At 45.5% G+C, this 18,606-nt stretch carries 19 protein-coding genes and 2 pseudogenes; 10 read left to right on the top strand and 11 right to left on the bottom strand.

The window, feature by feature from the left end; translation table 11 throughout:
• Window positions 1–429: 429 nt before the first annotated feature.
• From DL346_RS29735 to DL346_RS08540, 4 genes and pseudogenes are all read left to right on the top strand, one after another.
• A pseudogene (locus tag DL346_RS29735) lies at window positions 430–513 on the top strand (ArsB/NhaD family transporter); the annotation flags it as partial.
• Between the two features lie 69 nt (window positions 514–582).
• Window positions 583–675 carry a small, acid-soluble spore protein, alpha/beta type gene (locus tag DL346_RS08550; RefSeq protein WP_112881581.1) on the top strand — a complete coding sequence of 31 codons (93 nt, stop codon included), beginning with the start codon at window positions 583–585 and terminating at the stop codon, window positions 673–675.
• A 136-nt stretch (window positions 676–811) separates the two neighbouring features.
• Window positions 812–1,333: a DUF3189 family protein gene (locus DL346_RS08545; protein WP_112881580.1), complete on the top strand. Its 522-nt coding sequence runs from the start codon at window positions 812–814 to the stop codon at window positions 1,331–1,333.
• A 197-nt stretch (window positions 1,334–1,530) separates the two neighbouring features.
• Window positions 1,531–2,244 (top strand): endonuclease/exonuclease/phosphatase family protein, encoded by a 714-nt coding sequence (locus tag DL346_RS08540; RefSeq protein ID WP_133257498.1) that lies wholly within the window; start codon window positions 1,531–1,533, stop codon window positions 2,242–2,244.
• Between the two features lie 346 nt (window positions 2,245–2,590).
• Here DL346_RS08540 and DL346_RS08535 read toward each other — a convergent pair whose 3' ends face one another.
• The gene (locus tag DL346_RS08535) at window positions 2,591–3,574 is read right to left on the bottom strand and encodes a Gfo/Idh/MocA family protein (RefSeq protein ID WP_112881578.1); all 984 of its coding nucleotides are present in this window, start codon (window positions 3,572–3,574) and stop codon (window positions 2,591–2,593) included.
• A 204-nt stretch (window positions 3,575–3,778) separates the two neighbouring features.
• Here DL346_RS08535 and DL346_RS08530 point away from each other — a divergent pair.
• From DL346_RS08530 to DL346_RS08505, 6 genes and pseudogenes are all read left to right on the top strand, one after another.
• Window positions 3,779–3,901, top strand: a pseudogene (locus DL346_RS08530) (polar amino acid ABC transporter ATP-binding protein); the annotation flags it as partial.
• 249 nt (window positions 3,902–4,150) lie between these two features.
• Window positions 4,151–5,098 carry a homoserine kinase gene (locus tag DL346_RS08525; protein WP_112881577.1) on the top strand — a complete coding sequence of 316 codons (948 nt, stop codon included), beginning with the start codon at window positions 4,151–4,153 and terminating at the stop codon, window positions 5,096–5,098.
• Window positions 5,099–5,160: 62 nt separating this feature from the next.
• Entirely contained in the window at window positions 5,161–5,631 is a 471-nt protein-coding gene (locus DL346_RS08520; RefSeq protein WP_112881576.1) for a hypothetical protein, read from the top strand.
• A gap of 143 nt (window positions 5,632–5,774) precedes the next feature.
• Window positions 5,775–6,248 (top strand): DUF2975 domain-containing protein, encoded by a 474-nt coding sequence (locus tag DL346_RS08515; RefSeq protein WP_112881575.1) that lies wholly within the window; start codon window positions 5,775–5,777, stop codon window positions 6,246–6,248.
• On the top strand, window positions 6,245–6,445 hold the full coding sequence (locus tag DL346_RS08510; protein WP_112881574.1) for a helix-turn-helix domain-containing protein: 201 nt from the start codon (window positions 6,245–6,247) through the stop codon (window positions 6,443–6,445). The genes DL346_RS08515 and DL346_RS08510 overlap by 4 nt, the downstream gene beginning before the upstream one ends.
• 192 nt (window positions 6,446–6,637) lie before the next feature.
• Window positions 6,638–7,285 carry a hypothetical protein gene (locus DL346_RS08505; protein WP_112881573.1) on the top strand — a complete coding sequence of 216 codons (648 nt, stop codon included), beginning with the start codon at window positions 6,638–6,640 and terminating at the stop codon, window positions 7,283–7,285.
• 106 nt (window positions 7,286–7,391) lie between these two features.
• Here DL346_RS08505 and DL346_RS08500 read toward each other — a convergent pair whose 3' ends face one another.
• The 10 genes from DL346_RS08500 to DL346_RS08450 form a co-directional block, all read right to left on the bottom strand.
• The gene (locus tag DL346_RS08500; protein ID WP_133257497.1) at window positions 7,392–7,649 is read right to left on the bottom strand and encodes a hypothetical protein; all 258 of its coding nucleotides are present in this window, start codon (window positions 7,647–7,649) and stop codon (window positions 7,392–7,394) included.
• 771 nt (window positions 7,650–8,420) lie between these two features.
• Window positions 8,421–9,494, bottom strand: coding sequence for a Gfo/Idh/MocA family protein (locus tag DL346_RS08495; RefSeq protein WP_112881571.1), 1,074 nt, complete (start codon window positions 9,492–9,494; stop codon window positions 8,421–8,423).
• Between the two features lie 3 nt (window positions 9,495–9,497).
• Complete coding sequence (locus DL346_RS08490; protein WP_112881570.1) at window positions 9,498–10,496, bottom strand: Gfo/Idh/MocA family protein; 999 nt, start codon at window positions 10,494–10,496, stop codon at window positions 9,498–9,500.
• An 811-nt stretch (window positions 10,497–11,307) separates the two neighbouring features.
• The gene (locus DL346_RS08480) at window positions 11,308–11,679 is read right to left on the bottom strand and encodes a hypothetical protein (protein WP_112881569.1); all 372 of its coding nucleotides are present in this window, start codon (window positions 11,677–11,679) and stop codon (window positions 11,308–11,310) included.
• A gap of 307 nt (window positions 11,680–11,986) precedes the next feature.
• Window positions 11,987–12,238 carry a hypothetical protein gene (locus DL346_RS08475; RefSeq protein WP_112881568.1) on the bottom strand — a complete coding sequence of 84 codons (252 nt, stop codon included), beginning with the start codon at window positions 12,236–12,238 and terminating at the stop codon, window positions 11,987–11,989.
• Window positions 12,239–13,465: 1,227 nt separating this feature from the next.
• Entirely contained in the window at window positions 13,466–14,140 is a 675-nt protein-coding gene (locus DL346_RS08470; RefSeq protein ID WP_112881567.1) for a hypothetical protein, read from the bottom strand.
• Between the two features lie 15 nt (window positions 14,141–14,155).
• A complete protein-coding gene (locus tag DL346_RS08465; RefSeq protein WP_112881566.1) occupies window positions 14,156–14,551 on the bottom strand; it encodes a helix-turn-helix domain-containing protein in 396 nt (131 codons plus the stop codon).
• 29 nt (window positions 14,552–14,580) lie between these two features.
• Window positions 14,581–15,573: a 3'-5' exonuclease gene (locus tag DL346_RS08460; protein WP_112881565.1), complete on the bottom strand. Its 993-nt coding sequence runs from the start codon at window positions 15,571–15,573 to the stop codon at window positions 14,581–14,583.
• 960 nt (window positions 15,574–16,533) lie between these two features.
• Window positions 16,534–17,415, bottom strand: coding sequence for a sugar phosphate isomerase/epimerase family protein (locus DL346_RS08455; protein ID WP_112881564.1), 882 nt, complete (start codon window positions 17,413–17,415; stop codon window positions 16,534–16,536).
• 92 nt (window positions 17,416–17,507) lie between these two features.
• Complete coding sequence (locus tag DL346_RS08450; protein WP_112881563.1) at window positions 17,508–18,596, bottom strand: fatty acid desaturase family protein; 1,089 nt, start codon at window positions 18,594–18,596, stop codon at window positions 17,508–17,510.
• Window positions 18,597–18,606 lie beyond the last annotated feature (10 nt).

Here is an 18,606-nt window from a genome sequence, read left to right as displayed (position 1 = left end):
AAACCTGAATACATTTTTGCGCACGGCTTTTCATTTGAATATCACCATCAAGTCTGATAAGGATGGCTAGCCGGTGATGCCCGATGCCAAGTCAATTGCCTTAGATCGCAAGTATGCGCTTTTTGACCTATGGACTAGGGGGGGAGGGGAGGAGACATGATTAAATGTTAGATAATTTATGCCATTAATGATTTAGGGGGACAAAAACATTGATTCATGAAGATCCGCGGTTTCCGCGGATTTTTTATTTTATGTTACCAAGTTCTTGTCCAAATGTCAGGACAAGAACTTGGTAACATTGCCGTATGAGGACAAGAACTTGATTACATTACCGTATGGTCTACGAAACAAAAGGTAACACAGGGTTTTCACGAATAGATAAGCGATGGAATCATGTAAGCAATTAGCCGGCTCGGCAAAAACATTAAAGGAACAGACGGTATAATTCGTGAATCTCTGGTGTATGCCAAAGTAATCGGTAGTGATCTGGGACCGAAAATCAATTATATTGGTGAAGGGGAAATTAATGTTAATCCTAAATTAGGGATTACTAAATGGCTAAAAATACGCTAGTGGATCCCCATGCCTTCTCATGCGCTCGATCAAATGAAGTTTGAGGTTGCTCAGGAACTTGGTTTCCAGCAAACCTCACGACTTACAATGCTAGGAAAATAAGCGGATCCATCATTAGTTCGGATCGCTGAGCAAAGTCTTGGTGGTGCGCAAAGCGGCTGGAAAATGTAATAAATCAAAGAACGGGCCGGCTATTGAAAATAGTCGGCCCATCAATGTCTAGGGAGGCTGGCTGATTATGATTTATATCTATAATGATTATGGCGGGACACATACTACATCTCTGGCAGCTGCTTATCATTTAAAACAATTACCTCAATCCGAACTAAAATTATCGACAAGGGAAATATTAAACGTTAATTATTTCAATAAGCTAACTAAAAAAGATTTCGGAAAACTCATCTATCACGGGATAGATGAGGATAAGAACCCCGTTTACACAATAGGACGAAAATCCTCGAAGCTTGTTGTTCCTGCTTTAAAAGACTTAACATTATTACTGCAAAGCAGACATCAATTTGATGAGACCATCATATTCTCCAATACATCACCAACCGTACCCATTGTCATGTCAATAGGAGGATTCTTCTCCAGAGGATTAAAAATTGATTTTATAGGTGTACCCTTATTAGTCATGGGTGCCAAACAATGCTGTGATCAAATTTTCCGGTTGGTTGAAAACACGAAACAAACAGGGAAGACAGGGAAGGCCACAAATGGACAAAAAGTGATTGTATTGGACAATAAAATTTATAAGTAAGCAACCAAAAATACAGCATCAAAATTCTGGCAGAACATTCGAAAGAGTGGATGAAAATCACATCATTAAGATGACAATGGAGCTGGAAAGAATCAATATTAAGACTAATTTAATTAATTTTGATAAAAACTACTTAGGAATTTTTTGTCGGCTAGAGCCAGTCATTTCGTGAAAATGAGCAGGGTGTGGTGAATTCGGTGGACACTATCTTAAATATGAGAGTAATGACCTATAATATACGACACGGAAAAGGCATGGATGGGCAAACCAATTTGCGTCGCTTAGTAGAAGAGATAGCGAAAGCGAATGCAGATGTTGTTACCCTACAAGGGGTTGATCGTTTTTTACCTCAGAGTGGCTTTAAAGATCAGTTGAAGAAGCTGGCCAAACAGCTCAGGATGTATTCCTGCTTCTCTCCTAGTGTGAACCTCCTCATTGTCCAATATGGTAATGCCATTCTGAGCCGCTATCCGATTATTTCAAAAGAAATCAAGTATATTGGTGGGTCTATAGAGCGAAGGAGCGCCTTAACTGCAAGACTTCAAATAGGAGAGGAATCGGTCACCGTATTAAATACCCATTTAGGGGTACATACAAAGGAACGAATGAAGCAGATCCCGATTCTTTGGGACGCTTTAAACAAGCTTGAACGTCCTGCGATCATAGCTGGGGACTTTAATATGGAGATGGACGATCCTTTAATGAAACAATTGAAATCCCGTTGGCAAAAAATCGCGTTACAGAAAAAACATTCAACAGAAGATAATGGTGGAGAGATCGATCATATCTTTGTAAACATGCTGATCGAACAAGCCTCAGCTTGGGTACAACCTTCGGATGTCTCAGATCATTATCCAGTCATTGCAGAGCTTCGCTGGAGACTAGATAAGTCTTTATACACTACGACTTAAACAACTAGAGACGTGTCGGATGACAAGAACATAGATGCTTAAGAAGCCGCATAGTTGCGGTTTTTTTCTTTTTAACGATAAATGTTCTTGTCAAAAGCCGGTGACAAGAACATTTATCGTTAGCCGAATCAGGACATGAACTTACACTGTTAACCGCAGTTGATAATGGATCTCAGTGAAACGGATTTGAAAGGAGGCTGCCGGCAAAATCTTAGGCCGCCGTTCGTTACCGGCATTTTGTTGAGAATGAAGAAAAGCCGCCCGATTCAGGCGGCTTTATTATTTTCTAATTACTTTTTCAATTTCTATTTCTATTTTGGTTGTTATTTCCCCCAAATACGACAGCTTACCCCTCGAACGGATAGACAAGCCCCCACTGGGCTCTTAAGGTATCCAGCGTCTCGGCGACCGAGATCGATTCGTCGAGCGTGATCAAGGCGTTCTCCTTCCGGCCTGCCCGCAAGTCTTCATGTACGGCTGTAAATTCATAGCCGAATCCTTCCCCGATCCGTTCATCCTTGATTGTGTCCTCAAGCCGATCCCCTATGATTAATCTGGCTTCTCTAGGGGACCAGAACCGCGGAACTTCAATATGGCCCTTGGTTCCGATGATGCGAACCTCTTGCGGCGTCGAAGTCGAGATGGAAGAGAAGAGCGAAGCCATCTGTCCGTTCTCATATTCCAGCAAGCATGCCATTCGGGCATCCACTCCAGTAGAAGTGGAGCGGGAACGACTGAGCACCTCGATGGGCTTGGAGCCGAAAACCATCGAGGCGTAGGAGACTGCGTAAACGCCGACATCGAGCAGACTGCCCCCGGCCATATCGGGATTGAACAGGCGCGATTGAGGGTTCTCCGCAGCAGAGAATCCGAAGTCCGCCGTTAAGTAATGCACGTCTCCGATGGCGCCGTCCGAAACCCACTGCATGACCTTGCGCGTTACCGGGAAGAATCGGGTCCACATCGCTTCCATAAGGTACGTTCCGGTTTCTCTCGCTTTCTCAACCATCTTCCGAACCTGCGCGGCATTCGGAGCGAACGGCTTCTCGCATAACACCGGCTTGCCTAATTCAAGTGCCAAACAAGCATGTTCCATATGGAGATGGTGCGGCGTGGCGACATAGATGGCATCCACTTCCGGGTTCCGGATCATGGCTTCGCAGTCGGTGTAAGCCTTTGCACCGTAAGGCAGCGCTAACTGCACCGCATTAGCTTCCGTACGGGAAAACACAGCGACCAATTTAGCATCGCTCAATTCCTTGAAGTCGTTCATAACCCGCTTCGTAATTCCGCCTGCTCCGATAAAACCCCAACCAATTACAGATTTCATGGGCTCACTCCGTTCTTTCGCTTCTTCCGCCGACCCTCAGAGGCTCGGCCATAAGATTAATTTACCATGCCCCCGACGAGGAGGCTATCTTAACTTAAGCCGAAGTCACCGAATGGAAAAAGAATCGCGATGGTAATTTCGGATTCATTCGGATAGCGTAGGTTTTCGTTATAGTTGTCTGCAAGGCGAAGGGAGTGGAGTGCGATGATTGTATTTCAGCACGTGGAGAAGCATTTTGGCGATTTTCATGTCCTGAGAAGCATCAATCTGCACATTGCAAAGGGTGAAGTCGTCGTTGTCATTGGTCCGTCCGGCACGGGGAAGAGCTTACGAGCGGCAGTCTGTCCGTCAACGACATCGACGTGACCGACAAGCTACAAGCTGAGGCGTGAAATCGGCATGGTTTTCTCAATACAACTATGTAGAAGCTGCCGGCACGATCGGTGGCTTCATTACGTTTATGGGCAGGATTGCTCAATTACATCATAGAATAACTATAATGGAATATGATGCAAGGGGGAGAAACCTTGAGAGAGTTTTAAATCAGGAGAGTTCCACTGTTAAAGGAGAATTATTATGGCGATCAAAACGGAGTTTTCCGAAGGCGAGTTGTCAGAAATAGTTGAGGAGTATGATTTGGGGAAATTTGTTAGCTCATTTTCTCTTTCTGGAGGTACAGTACAAACAAACATAGGGATTATCACAACAAAGGGAAAATTTGTTTTCCGATATTATGAGCATCGCCCTCCCGAAGCTGTCTTGTTCGAAATGGACTTGCTTCTCTACCTTAAGGAGCACAATTATCCTTGCCCAGCACCATATAAAAACAATCAGGGGAGTTATGTCGGGAATTGCAAACACAAGCCGTACGCAATATTTGAATGTATGGAAGGTGCTCACATCGGTCAACCAACTGCCGAACAGCAACAGAAACTGATTCAAAAAGTGGCGGAGCTGCACAAGCTTACGGAAAATTATTTGCCCGTCCATAAGGACATGAGATTGAATTATAACGCGGAGCGGTGTCGGCAATTAGGCGGTGAGGTAGCCGAGCGCATTAATAATTATAATGCATATCAAAAGCTGGCGTGGTTGGAAAATGAATTGGGTAAATTAGAGCTTCCAGCGGCATTGCCGATGGGAGTGTGTCATGCTGATTTTCACTTTTCCAATGTGCTTTTTATAGATGATGAAGTTAGCGCTTTGTTGGATTTTGACGACGCTAATTATACATATCTTCTCTTCGATTTAATTGGATTAATCGAGTATTCGGCATGGCGTCGTGATAAAGACCACGGACTAAATTTTGATCAAGCGAAGAAGGTTGTGTTTACGTATAACTCCTTTAGACCGTTAACGACAAATGAAGCTGAACATTTGTTTGATGTTTATAAATTAAGCATATTAATTGATTGTATTTGGTATTTTGAACGGGGGGATGCAAGTGATTTTTATGAAAGAAGAAAAATAGACTTTCTTAACCAGTTGGGTCGGAAGGGATTTAGTCGGAAGATTTTTGGGTAAGTTGAACATCAAATTATTGAACGTTCCTAAACTTGATTCATATATTGAGGAGGAGCGAAGTTTTGGTTAATAATAAAAAGTCACTTGCTATAATTTTTGGAATTGTGCTTTTGGGGCTTGTACTGTTATTTTTATACGACCGCGAAGAGTCGATAGAAGAACCTGTAATTCCACATAAAGAAATTGCATCGAATGAAGTGGTAAATGTAAAAATGACAATTGGGTTTCAGGATGGTCCAACATGGAAATGGAAGAATGTCACTTTAAGCGAACTTGAAGTTAATGAAATTCTCTCTTGGTTTAATTCCGTACCAGAAAATGAGATTACCGAAGTGGAAAACTACACTTCAGCTCTCGTAGCAGGGATTGGGATTGAATTAAAATCTAACTACGAAATCCGGATACAGTATGACCAAAAGAATGTATATGTAACAAGAAATGATGTGAAGTCAGGTAACGCACTGACTAAATACATTCTGAATGGGTCAGAGTTAAATGATTTCTTTGATAAGAAAATGAATCGTAGTAAATAAGCAAACGGGCACGATAACTTAACGATTCACTCATGCAGCCGATCACAACGATCGGCTGCTTTTGTTCTAATGAAAGAGGAAACAATACAATTTTATTGTAATTCGATAAAATAATTGTTAAAATCAAAGACGAGGTGAAAGTGATGAAAAAAGAGACGTTATTTTTAAAGATCGTCCTATTTGTAATGGCAGCGCCGGCGCTGGTCATGTGCTTTTATGGACTGCCGGCGATGGCGCATAGCATGATGCCGGATTTTCCGGAAGTGAAGGTTTATCTTTCCGCCTTAGCAGCGTATGCGGCTTCCATTGCGTATGTCTTCACGCTGTTTCAGGCATTCAAACTTCTGATGTACATCGATAAAAATACGGCATTTTCGGAAAAATCCGTTTTGGCGCTCAGAAAAATTAAGCGGTCAGCCGTTGTCGTATCGTTCATGTTTGCATGCGAGCTTCCGCTTTTCTACTTCGTAGCTGACGGAGCGGATGCGCCGGGCGTCATGGTCATGGGACTAATTGCAATCTGCGCGCCGGTCGTCATTTCCGTGTTTGCGGCAGTGCTGGAGAAGCTGCTTCAAAAAGCGATCGAGCTGAAAGACGAACAGGAGCTGACGGTATGATAGAAATCAACATCGACGTCATGCTTGCCAAGCGGAAAATGAGCGTAACCGAACTGTCCGAAAAAGTCGGGATTACGATGGCAAATCTTTCGATTCTCAAAAACGGCAAAGCCAAAGCGATTCGCATGTCCACGCTGGAGGCAATCTGCAAAGCGCTCGACTGCCAGCCCGGCGACATCCTCGAATACAAAGAATAGAAAAAAAACAGGTGACGGTTAACCATCACCTGTTTTTTTCTATTCGAAAGAGAATTAGATCTGATGATACTCTGATGATTGATAATAACGGGTACAAAAACAACACAATATTGAACAGGCTGCCAATATCGGCAGCCTGACTGACATGATTGATAATAACGGGTACAAAAATGTCGGGTGACAAGAACATATATGCTTAAGAAGCCGCGTGGTTGCGGCTTTTTTGTTAGATGGAGTTCAAAGGAGGCTGCCGGCAGAATCTGCGCTTATTCAGCTAACGGGCAGATTAGTAAAGAATTATTTGGGAAAAATGTAAAGATAACTTGTAATGAAGGGGTTTTTATGAAACTAATCAAAATCATTCTGCTGCTCACATTTTTGTTTAGCTTCTTGCCGAATCAAGCATTTGGTAAAACAGTCGAGAACGAAATAACATTAAAAGAAGCGCTTCAAATTGGAGTAGTAAAGGCGAAAGAATGGAATAGGGATGGTAAGTTAGCTTGGATTACCAGTGTCGATGAAAACAAAGGTGGTTCTAGAGGATTTAATGGGAGACGATTTAATTGGAATTTAGTATTTATAAACCCTGAACGAACAGAAACCCTTATATTATCTGTTTCCGAAAAAAGAATAACTAATAATTTTATTCATAAGGGCTTGAATCAGTATGAACTCGTCAATCTCGATGATGTTAAAGTTGACTCGCCAACTTTAGTTGAAATAGCAAAATCTAAGTTAAAATTAAAACCTGGAACTGAATGGGCTACTGGATACCATTTCCATTTAAGAATTATAGACGAACAACATTGGTCGAGCTTATGCTGTCTTAAGCGATGCTAGCTTTAGAGCAGATGAGATGTATGCTCATTATAAAAATGAGAATGAGATCCGGGTTTGGTATTATATTGGTCGTAGTATGGACAACGCATATAACAAAATTGGGAAATTAATCAGCAAAGCCAAATTGGACGAGGGGGAGTCGCAACTCGGCAGCCTGACTGACATATGTATAAAATACGGGTTTTGTGAAAAAGTTCTTCTTGAGCTTTTTTAAATCTGACGGATTGTAATTTTTCACTATATCGACTTGATCTAATGTAGGACTAGATTTTTTTGTCCATTTATAAGTAATGAAATAAACCTGACCAACCTCAATTAGGTTCCATGTGTTTTCTTCACTTACTTTAATCGTTGCTTTTTCCATATGCTCTTTGTCCATTGTAAATCTTGATATTGTAATGCTCCCCATTTCTTTTTTAGAGACTAAGCCAATCGTTATCTATAGTCCCGCGGGAGTCATTAGTTTTGGATCCCGAGAAGCTCATGCCTAGATTGTAGAAGGTGAGGCCAACAAAGATGTACCGGTAACTGAGCTTTAACATTTTTCTCTGTATTAGAAAAGAATATATCCAAAATTATATGAGACTTCTCATTGTTTATACATGTCTCTATTTTTATCCTTTTTATTCCAGTCCTATTTATATAAGCAAGAAAATTACAATCAATTGTCTAATGAGCTCTATACAAATAATCACGTAGTTTTTTATCAATCAGGTGATTTACAACGGTAATAATCGAATATGGCAATTCTATGCTTGAATAAACAGCAACCAAGACATCCCTTTGGCCAAGAGGGCATCAGTTCCAAAAAGTCACCATACTAATTAGACGGTTTGACTGATGACTCCGAAAATTAAAATAGTTAGACAAGCCTGATCCTGATGCAGAACTTAAACTCCTCATTCAGAGCATCTACGAGGAGCATAAAGGCCTTTACGGCTATCATCGTATCCGTGTATAATGCTCGAAATAATTTTCTGGATACTTTTCAACCAAACACTCTCCAATATATCGTTAAAAAGAAAAAAGCCGCAACCACGCGGCTTCTTAAGCATATATATTCTTGTCACCCGACATCGGAACGAGCGAATGAAAGGGAGGCGGCTTCCCGTCCTCCCCTTCCCGATCCGTCCGGTCAGTCGAAGTAGACCGGCTTCCCGGTTCCGGCGGAAATATAGACCGCCTCCAGAATCGCCGAAACAACCATCGCCTCTTCGGGCTTCACGAGCGGCTCCGCATCGTTCACGATGCAGTCGATCCATTGCTTGGCTTCGTACTCGAAGTCCGTCAGATTCTCGCCTCTGAAGCGTTCCCTCGCCTTCGGATCCACGTCGATGACGTTCAGGAACAGGCTGCCGTCCCGCTCGCCGTTGATTCGCAGGCCGCCGTTGAAGTCCGCTCCGCCCTTCGTGCCGCACAAATACGACCCTTCCGTCTTGGCGACATTGAGCGCCCAGCTGGTTTCGATCGAAACGACGGCGCCGTTCTTGAATTTCACATAGCCGAAGGCTGAATCCTCCACTTCGAATTCCTTCGGATCCCAGGAACCCCACTCGTTCGCCGCATTCTCCGTATACTTTAATTTGTGGAAGACGCTGCCCACGACACTTTCCGGCTCGTAATTGTTCATCAGCCAGAGGATGAGATCCAGAGAGTGGGTGCCGATATCGATCATCGGACCTCCGCCCTGCTTCTCTTTATCCAGAAACACGCCCCATGTGGGGACGCCCCTCCGTCTGGTCGCGACCGCTTTGGCATAATAGATTTCTCCAAGCTCGTCGTTCTCGATCAGCTTCTTCAGCAGCTGGGACTGCGCCTTGCTCCGGTTCTGGTAGCCGACCGTCAGCTTCTTCCCGGTCCGGACATGAGCGTCGTACATGGCTTTCGCTTCGGCTCCGGTTTTTGCCATCGGCTTCTCGCACATGACATGCTTCCCGGCCTCCAATGCCGCGATCGAAATCTCGGCATGCGAGATATTCGGCGTCAGAACATGAATGACTTCGATTTCTTCCATGGCGAGCAGTTGTTTGTAATCCGTGAATACCCGGGCGCCGAGCGCGCCGTACTTCTCGGCGGCTTCGCGCGCGCGTTCCTCGATCAGATCGCAGAAAGCAACCATCTCTGCCTGTTCCACTTTGGCCAGGCTCGGCATATGCTTGCCGTTCGCGATCATGCCGCATCCGATGATTCCTATCTTGACTATACGCATTGCTTACATCCCTCCCGGCTGCTTGAACTCGACCGTTCTTCGCTCGCGATGCGCAATATAGGCCGTTTCTAGCAGCTCCGTCAGCTTCGTGCCATCCTCCAGTCCGAAGGGCATCGGCCCGTCGTTCAGGACGCCGTTCACCCATTGAGTCAACGGCAGCGGCTGCGCTTCGGGCAGCCGGTAGGGCGCAATCCAGCCCTGCAGCGGAGAATCGGCATTCTTGGATGCGACTTGCACGCTGTCCCCGGAGACGATGAGCGTTCCTTCCGTTCCGTACAGCTCGAAAGCCGGCGGCGTCCGGTAAGTGACCAGACTGGTTTCCAGCAGCGCGACCGCATTGTTCGCGAACTCGATCGAGCATTGCGCGTTGTCTTCGACTGCTCGGCCCGTGAAATGGTTGAACATCGACGTGATGCGCTTCGGCTGGCCGAGCAGCCAGCTGGCCAGGTACATCGGGTGGCAGCCGAGATCCATCATGGCACCTCCGCCAGCTAGTTTCTCGTCGTACCAGTAGTCGGGCAGCCAATTACGGAGCGCGCCGTCATGGCCGTTCCGAATGCGCATTAGCGTGATCGCGCCGAGTTGGCCCTCGTCCAGCAGTTGCTTGGCGAACAGATGATGCGGTCTTGTCCGGGCGGGGAACGAAATGCAGAACTTGACGCCTGCCTGCCGGACAGCCGCCGAGATAAGGTCGCATTCCGCGACGGTAAGCGCCATCGCTTTCTCGGTGAAAATATGCTTGCCCGCGTTCGCGGCGGCGATCATCACTTCGGCGTGCATGCTCGTCGGAGCGTCGACGACAACGGCGTCCACATCTTCCCTGCGGAGCAGCGCATTAAGGTCGGATTCGAACCCGGCTCCGAGCTCTTCCGCCCAAGCGCTACCCCGTTCCTTGTTTTCATCCCATACGGCCGTAATGTTAGCGTTTCCAAGCGATTGCAGGTGTTTGGCGTACCCGTCGGCATGAACATGCCACTTGCTGAGCATGGCGACATTTAGCATTCGAGAATCCCTCCAAGTCCATGTTATAAACGGCGGCTCGCTGCTTATTCGACTTTGGGTGCATTCGTCTTGCAAAGGTTAGTCAGTGCGAGCAGTCATACAGTGGAAGTGGTCAATTAATGAGAGCAGTCAGTTCAGTGAGGGCAATCAGACAGTTTGAGCCGTCAATCAGCGGCAGGGGCAGCTAATGTGCATGGTATAGCGGTCGTAATCGTCATCATACGTGTAGGTGCGGTGCCAGACGGCGTTGTGGAAGAGAAAAACGGAGCCCAGGTCGGGTCTCGGAATCAATTGAGTCAGCGCGGACTTGAAATGCAACACCTCTCTTTTTGCAGCAGGATCACCCCCAACGCGTCACGTTCAAGCAGAATATATCATATATATAAAATATGAAACAATATTACATAAGGACAGAAAAACCATGAGATCGCGACGAAGAAAAGGATCCTGCTAATTCATAAGCCTGAGTAAGGAAACTGAATCATTTCTAGGGAGCTGAACAGATCAAAAGCAATCTCCTTAGACTGCACCAAATTGATTTATATACTTACCAAACTTCACCGAGAGTTCTGATATGGCTACATTCCCATGCAAAATTCTTGTTGTCCGACAGTTAATGAGCAGTTTCTTTTCTTAAAGCGGACTGTCACGCAAGCAGGAACAAGAAACCCGCTTCCAAAAAGGAGCGGGTTTCTTGTTCTCTTCTAAGGCACGTAGCCCAATACCAGGCTTGGCAAGGCTCTCTTAATATAACCTATTTGTAAGATACGCAATATGATCATTGGATGACAAGCCTGATATTCCATTAGCCTCATCTGATGATGCGGCCGAGACTATTTCGGTTATACAGAATCGGTGCGTTGTTGCTGCCGCTCGCTTGCTTTTGCACGACCTCGTGCAGCCGCTCTGTCAGCTCCGCGAACCATTCTTCGTCACGCGTGGCCAGCGCCAGCTCGATAAAATCTAGGATCGGCTCCTCGTAGTCCAGCATCTGCACCGCAGGCTGCTCCTTGATCCAGCTGCTCAACACGGCGACCGTAGTGCCGACCGCCGTATCGTGATCGGATTGAACGACATAAACACTTGCAATGTTTTGTTCTTCGTTCATCGACGTAATAAATCCTTGAATAAGTTCCCCGTCCTTCGTTCTGCCTTGTACCCAATCACTGATCGCAAAGCTCATCGTCAGCACCACCTGTCATTAGAATGGATAACCAAACTGTAACTTACTTGATTACAGTTCGGGTAAAAAAAGAGGACGTTGCATAAGCAGTTTGCCCGGCTAGCCGTCCTTCTTTTTTCTCGTTACTGTAATTATATGAGTTACAGTTCAAAATGTCAAGGACGTACCGAGGGAGTTCAAGTGTTCTGATACTCGTTTGCGGAACGTTCCCAATTACCCAAAGTCCACGCATAACCGCGGAGTCCAATGTACTCGCCGGACGAACGCACTCATGGTCTTATCATTATTAGGTCAACGAGTTGAATCGCTAATCTAAGATATCCAATTCATTAAAGGAACTGTTCATTCTCATGCCTTGTTGTATGCGTTTCTCTCGAATTGAATTATTATTTTTAGATTTTGATTTTAGAGGTGCGTCTTTCATTCTATTTTGTTTCACAGGTGTTATATTTTTTTGGAAACTCTTCTTCTCGTGATCGCTATTTTGGCTTAAAACCATATACACATTTCTTAAACGATTCCTAGACCGAAGTATTGGGATGGACTTCCAAACATTCATGTTGATAACCTCCACTTTTACAGATACATTACTCTTTTGAAAAAAGAAAACTCGATATTATCTTATGTGGTGTTCTTGTTACGGTATGTACTCCTGTCGCCATCATACAATCCATATAATCTCGATCAATCGTCTATTTTTCCTCATTAGCCTCAAGGTAGCACCACGTTATCCTGCCTCTAAACAACATCATCATCTAATTCATACAAGAATGAGCTCATGCAGCAGTTTGCTTGTGGTAAAGCTTATAACCTGTGATTCAGGTATTCAACAATTGGGGTGAAGCCGGATTTTGCATCGTTATCCGCTCCATTATAAACATATAAAGAATACTGAATTATGTCCTCTTACAACTGACTGATCGCAAAGCTCATTGTGCACCACGACATCGGATGACAAGCCGTTAGCCTCATCTGATGATACGGCCGAGATTATCTCGTTTATACAGAATCGGAGCGTTGTTGCTGCCGCTCACTTGCTTTTGCACGACCTCGTGCAGCCGCTCCGTCAGCTCCGCGAACCATTCTTCGTCACGCGTGGACAGCGCCCAGCTCGATAAAGTCTAGGATCGTTGCGTTTTGCCTTGTACCCAATCACTGATCGCAAAGCTCATCGTGCACCACCTGTCATTAATATGGATAACCTAACTGTATCATATTTGATTACAGTTTGAGTAAAAAAAAGAGAAATTTGCATAAGCAGTTTACCCGGCTAGCCGTCCTTCTTTTTCTTGTTACTACGGCCGAGATTATCTCGTTTAAACGCACGAGTTAACTTTGTTGATAACAACACACCTACACTCGAAGCTGTTCCTTTTGGTAATGAACGTTGACTTCATGGCAACTGATTGACAATTTCCAGATTTGTCCTATACTACGTGCTGAGGCCTTTTTTATCCAATTTTTTCTCACGAACAACTATTCGGGGAGTGTGAACGTATTGCCAGCGAACAAAGCGGAAATTATGGCGATTTATTCAAAGCTTCGAGTTGCAGATGTGCGAGACGGAATGGATTGGTTAATGCTTCATCATATTGGTAGCGTCGGGCCGGAGATTCGCCCATTGGAGAGGACGCGGTTTTGCGGCTTTGCGCGCACAGTGCGCTATGTGCCGACGAACCGGAGCATCCCTCCTATGACGCCCGAGGAATACTACAAATTCGTTGGCGAATGGTACACGAGTATTGCGAACTATCCGTTCGAAGGCCCTTCTTTTACTCAATTATCGTTACCGATCGCCTGCTTTACGATCAAAAGCCTCGATCTTCTCCGCAGGGATCTTCTTCTTGATGTGTTTGGGAATATGAGAATAACAATAAGTCATTCTAGTACGATCAAGGTTCGGTATATATCCGAGCAGTTCCCATTCATCTCGAGACAGCTTGACGCCGCAGTTCGAGAAGATACACTTGCGATCCACCATCGATGCCGACTGCGTGTTCGTGTCGTGCAATGCAGGCGGGGCTGTCTTGAGCAGATGCCGCAGCGCAGGGTTGCTCCCCCAATCCTTCGCGTCCTGATAGTACGGTGCAAGGTCCTGCCAGCCGATTTCCCATGTATCAAGTGCCTCACGAACAGCCTCAGCCTTTGCTTGGTCAACCGCTGTTGCCAGCCTCTTAGCTTTACCGCTCTCATCTATGTTTATTTCGCAAAAGCCGATGCCGTCACGGAAGTGGGGGCCAATCGTGATTCGGGCAACGACCTTCACGTATCGATGCGGGACATTGATCTCGACCTCCCGAAATTCTTGGTTCCATTGGCTCTGCGTAGCTACTTCCACTCGGTCATTATAAACTTGGTTGGGAATGTAGGCGCGGCCGATATCTTCCCGCTGTTTTACCGTGCCTGCAGGAAAACGCTCTTTGATCCGCGCAATCACTTCCTGGTAGTTGAACTCATTCATGGAGATCCCCCCACCCTATTTCAAATTCATTTTCCCGAACTTCTCGATGTACGAGTCAAAGCTATCGTAAACACGCTTTGCACGTTTCACCCGTTCCGGCATCTCACGGAGCATAAGCTTAAAGTATTCCATGCCCGAATCCGTAATTCGGTAGAATCGATTGTACCGGTTATCGCCGTCCCAGTGCCGCGTGACGTGTCCAGCTTCGAAAAGTGCCTTTAAACGGTTGCTGAAATACGCGTCATTGACGCCGACACCATTAAACGTTTGGGTAATGAATTGTTCCATTTCACTATGATACCTCTGCCCTCCCATTAGGTCGGAAAGAACCATAAAATCAATGACCTGCTGTACTTTAACGACATGCCCAAACGACTCTGTTTTTTCAATCGGATTTTCATTGCGTGGCATAACTTGTCCTCCTATCTAATAGAGAAAAGTTAAACGATTTGCGAATGATAGATACACTTCATTAATTCAAATGTAGCTTTTGTATCCGACCAGGCACGATGCGGCTGCTCATTCACAATTTCAAATACTTCGCAAAGTGTGGCTAGGTCATAGTTAGAGATCGGCAGCTGCAACTGCCGGCTTTGCTTCATCGTACAAAGCAGCTTGCCATTCCACAAACGCGTTTTTGCTTTGAGGGACATCGCCTTTAAGACGCGATAATCGTATTGAATATTGTGGCCAACGAGCACTGGCACCCCACCGAGGAATTTATTGAGCTGCTTGATAGCTTGGAAGGATGTCGGCATTTCAGAAACATCTTGATCGGTGATACCGGTTAGCTCTCTAACCTGCTTCGGGATTTTCGATTTCGGATTGACTAGGGTATGGAAGGAATCGATAACTTGGCCGTCTTTGAATTTTATAGCGCTAATCTCAATGATCTTGGCATACTCTACAATAGGAGAAGTTGTCTCAAAATCAAGCACAACGCCTTCACTTGGCATGGTCAAGTCGCTATAATAGTCAAACTTCCTCCGATTCTCTCTTTCAATGTTAGGAGAGCTTTGCTCGGCTGCGTCCACTTCTTTGAGTTTGTATCCTTTTAATTCACCCTGTTTTATGGGATCTACAATGCTAAGTTTATGGACTGTATCCAGGCGCTCATGATAAGGATCGCAAAGAATGTGCCGAAACGAAGCAAATTCCTCTAACATCGCAAGAACGTTTGGTCTTGCATTTCCGACTAAAGAAAACAGTGCAGGAGATACGGCCAGTTCAATACTGAAACTGCGGTAGGAGCGATGAAGAATAGAAACGACTCTGTGAAGTCCAGACCAAAAAGCACGATCAGCTCTGCCGTACCCCATGTTGAGTGCCATGCAGCCTTCTTTTACACCAGGGATGAGGCAATAAAATGCCATACGATTTTCGGCATTGTGTTCATAGAGCTTTGCCGCTAATATCATCGTTTGATTCATCATCTTCACCACCTCTTATGTAATTCTCGCTTTCCGCGCCCCATTCCTCCAGAAAAAGAATACCTTACATAATAATCCTCCTAAACCACATTATACCACAATATGGGTGCCATCACTATACTTGTTTCCACCCTTACTATGAACTCGCCACCTCACTTCAATCTTCTTATCTTGCCCCTTTATACCTGATCTTCCTCTGTTGTCTGTACCTAGACTCATATCCAGTCGCAGATCTGCAACTTTTCAACTATATTCGTGTTTATCTTTTGGCTAAGTACGTACCTAGTTGAAGTCCCCCTCCCTACTTCTTTATCCGGATCAAGTTACTAAATCCGACCGTCGGGGCGGACGCCGCGCAAAGCGCGAAAACCGGGTAGAAACGGGAAAACCAATAAAAAAATGGCAGACAAGCAGTAAGAATCGGTCGACGGTGGCAAAAGATCCCCCGATGCACGAATGAAATATGAAAAGATACGTGGCAGAACGTCCCCCGGAGTAGCTAAAGGAGATCAGACGGCCGAGCGAAAGATAGATGAGTAAGTGATTCACGGCAGCAGGATGCGCGATATGCGGAGAAAGCCTGGTGCCAGGTATACACATGGGTGCAAACAAGTATATTGTAAAGACCCGTATTTTGAAGAAGCTGGCCTAAAGCGATCGGGACGGAATGAAATGTATGATACATAATAATATTTATGTTAACTTAATAGCCATAAAAAGGCTTCCTCTTATAAACCAGACCGTTCGTAAGCCGAACCATTGAAAGAACATAATGAGGGAGTTGCCAGTCGATACCTCAAATGCGGGTTCAAATAGATATATGTTCTTGCCCTCTTACACCAACATAAAAAAAGAAAAAAGCTTGATTTCTCAAGCTTTCACTCAATCATTTATGTAGGAAGACTTGTGTCCCTAGACACGACTCTTTCTAACTCTTACAGAACCGGAGTCTGATCGGGCACCCTATGTTTCCGCCGCCAAGCTCGCTATGATGCTTTCCATCCGCTTCTTAATAGCCAAACATTGCTGCCAGCGGTCAGTTATTTCAGTATCCGCGTAGCTGCGCACCGTTCTTGCAAGTGCATACGGCGGTGGCCCTAGTTCAACGATAAACGGGAAAATGTCGCCGGGACCGGCTAGTTTGAGCCAATGGCGCATCCCCGTTTCCCACCACTTGTAGAATCTCTCGGCTTGCGTCTCGTTACCATCTGCCCCAATATCGGCCTGTACCTGATGGCCATTGGAAATCCGCGCATGAATGCTAGAAGCTCTTTGTAACAAAAGCTGAAAGTAAGATTCCGCCGTCGCTGCTGTTTCCGGCACAAAACCGTCCAATTCCCCGTTCACAACATAATGCGAGAAATCAATCGTGAGCCTCAAATCGGGGATCGCCTTAACATAGGCCGCAGTACGGATCAAATCCTGCGTGATTCGGCCCCGGTGCGTCTCTACGAAATGCGGAAGACCGACCCGCAGCGCAGTTTCCGTCATCTGATCCAGCCTGCGAATCGCCTCTTCGTCAATGACGAAATTATCAAGAACTTGAGAATTGAAATACATGGCTCCTTGCTCTTTAGCTCTTATCAGCATGGGTTCCAGATCGTCTGCGGTCCATGGAAATCCCCCGCTGCCATATTTCAATCCATAACGTTCTACCCTCTTCTTAAACGATTCCGAATCAGGAACCCCGGCTATTCCCGTGAAGCCCGCCTCAGCGATTTTGTCCAGTTTCTCCTCGATCGTCCATTCACGACCGTTCTCCCCAAGCCCGACCATCCCCCACATGGCTTGGTGAATTTCGATCCGAGGCGGCTTTTTACTTCCATCATTCATATGTAATCCCATATGTTCCACCCCTTACCAATAGAATTTCTAACCTCATGTTAACACAAGAAGACGGATTTCGTGAATGAATATAAATGCTAACGCCATATTTTTCAGCCATACTTTTGCTGCTCTTGATTATCCTGAGGTCCGAATCTGTAAGGGCGTGCCTTGTCAGAAAGAGGGCGGACGATACAATAGGACGGAGTTTTTCTCAGGATGGCAAGTAAGGAATAAATCTCCCTAAGCGCAGCCCAGAGGCTGGGGTATGGCGCCGGGCAATCGTCTTTCATCTCTTTATGCAAAGCCGGAAGCGCGTGAAAAGGAACCAAAGGAAACATATGATGCTCGATATGATAGTTCATGTTCCAATAGAGGAACCGAAAAATTGGATTCATATAGTACGTCCGCGTGTTTAAACGGTGATCCAATACATCTTCGCTTAATCCTAAATGCTGTGCCATGGTGATCAAATAGGAAAGAGCGGTTCCGTAGAACATCGGCAATACAATGAACATGACAGGCAGCATGCTTTTTATGAGGATGGACCAAACGATTACGCCCAATAGAAGTGTCATGGTTATTCTCGCTTCCCAAATGACCTTGCGGTATTGAGAAACAGGGACGAATTCCCGTTCTTGCTTATCCAGTCTACCGAAACAGTGCAGAAAGATCTTCATCATTTCTTTCGGAGCGCCGTTCAATCTTAGGAATTCCATGAGTAAAACATAGTAAACAGGCGGCCTTACAGGAGTCTCCGGATCACGTCCTACAACAATGGTATCGGAATGGTGCCGGACATGGCTCCAGCGCCCCACCGTTGCATTTTTGAAGGTCATGAAGCTAAGCAGCCGAAACATAACCGTATTGAGCCATGAAGTTTTGAACAAGGTGCCGTGGCCGGACTCATGCCAACCGGAATCAGAAGGCGTGACGTATAGAATGCCGTACAGAAAGAAGGCGGGGATCGCCCACCAAGTGCCCCAAGCATAATATGCGACGATCCCTGAGCCGGCAAGGAGAACGAACCAAATGAACGTGTGAAGTAAAGCGGGACCGTCCTTTCGTTTCATTAACTCCTTAAGCCGTTTACTGGGTACCGGGCAAGTATACCAATCAGCCGATACCAGTCCTTTTTCCTCCGCCAATTTGCCTTCTGTTCCTAGGAGACTATAATCTCTTTTATGGATGACTTCAGACACATTAGCTCCC

The organism is Paenibacillus montanisoli (genome assembly GCF_003268025.1).
Taxonomy (GTDB): Bacteria; Bacillota; Bacilli; order Paenibacillales; family Paenibacillaceae; genus Paenibacillus_Z; species Paenibacillus_Z montanisoli.
This window is presented reverse-complemented; position numbering and strand designations above follow the sequence as displayed.

What these genes read in the sequence shown, in the direction of transcription:
- DL346_RS08460 (WP_112881565.1), bottom strand. Translation starts at nt 15,573, where the DNA reads ATGATGAATCAAACGATGATATTAGCGGCAAAGCTCTATGAACACAAT.
- DL346_RS08525 (WP_112881577.1), top strand. Translation starts at nt 4,151, where the DNA reads ATGGCGATCAAAACGGAGTTTTCCGAAGGCGAGTTGTCAGAAATAGTT.
- DL346_RS08550 (WP_112881581.1), top strand. Translation starts at nt 583, where the DNA reads ATGCCTTCTCATGCGCTCGATCAAATGAAGTTTGAGGTTGCTCAGGAA.
- DL346_RS08510 (WP_112881574.1), top strand. Translation starts at nt 6,245, where the DNA reads ATGATAGAAATCAACATCGACGTCATGCTTGCCAAGCGGAAAATGAGC.
- DL346_RS08500 (WP_133257497.1), bottom strand. Translation starts at nt 7,649, where the DNA reads ATGGAAAAAGCAACGATTAAAGTAAGTGAAGAAAACACATGGAACCTA.
- DL346_RS08505 (WP_112881573.1), top strand. Translation starts at nt 6,638, where the DNA reads ATGCTTAAGAAGCCGCGTGGTTGCGGCTTTTTTGTTAGATGGAGTTCA.
- DL346_RS08515 (WP_112881575.1), top strand. Translation starts at nt 5,775, where the DNA reads ATGAAAAAAGAGACGTTATTTTTAAAGATCGTCCTATTTGTAATGGCA.
- DL346_RS08480 (WP_112881569.1), bottom strand. Translation starts at nt 11,679, where the DNA reads ATGAGCTTTGCGATCAGTGATTGGGTACAAGGCAGAACGAAGGACGGG.
- DL346_RS08545 (WP_112881580.1), top strand. Translation starts at nt 812, where the DNA reads ATGATTTATATCTATAATGATTATGGCGGGACACATACTACATCTCTG.
- DL346_RS08495 (WP_112881571.1), bottom strand. Translation starts at nt 9,494, where the DNA reads ATGCGTATAGTCAAGATAGGAATCATCGGATGCGGCATGATCGCGAAC.
- DL346_RS08470 (WP_112881567.1), bottom strand. Translation starts at nt 14,140, where the DNA reads ATGAATGAGTTCAACTACCAGGAAGTGATTGCGCGGATCAAAGAGCGT.
- DL346_RS08455 (WP_112881564.1), bottom strand. Translation starts at nt 17,415, where the DNA reads ATGGGATTACATATGAATGATGGAAGTAAAAAGCCGCCTCGGATCGAA.
- DL346_RS08535 (WP_112881578.1), bottom strand. Translation starts at nt 3,574, where the DNA reads ATGAAATCTGTAATTGGTTGGGGTTTTATCGGAGCAGGCGGAATTACG.
- DL346_RS08465 (WP_112881566.1), bottom strand. Translation starts at nt 14,551, where the DNA reads ATGCCACGCAATGAAAATCCGATTGAAAAAACAGAGTCGTTTGGGCAT.
- DL346_RS08490 (WP_112881570.1), bottom strand. Translation starts at nt 10,496, where the DNA reads ATGCTAAATGTCGCCATGCTCAGCAAGTGGCATGTTCATGCCGACGGG.
- DL346_RS08475 (WP_112881568.1), bottom strand. Translation starts at nt 12,238, where the DNA reads ATGAATGTTTGGAAGTCCATCCCAATACTTCGGTCTAGGAATCGTTTA.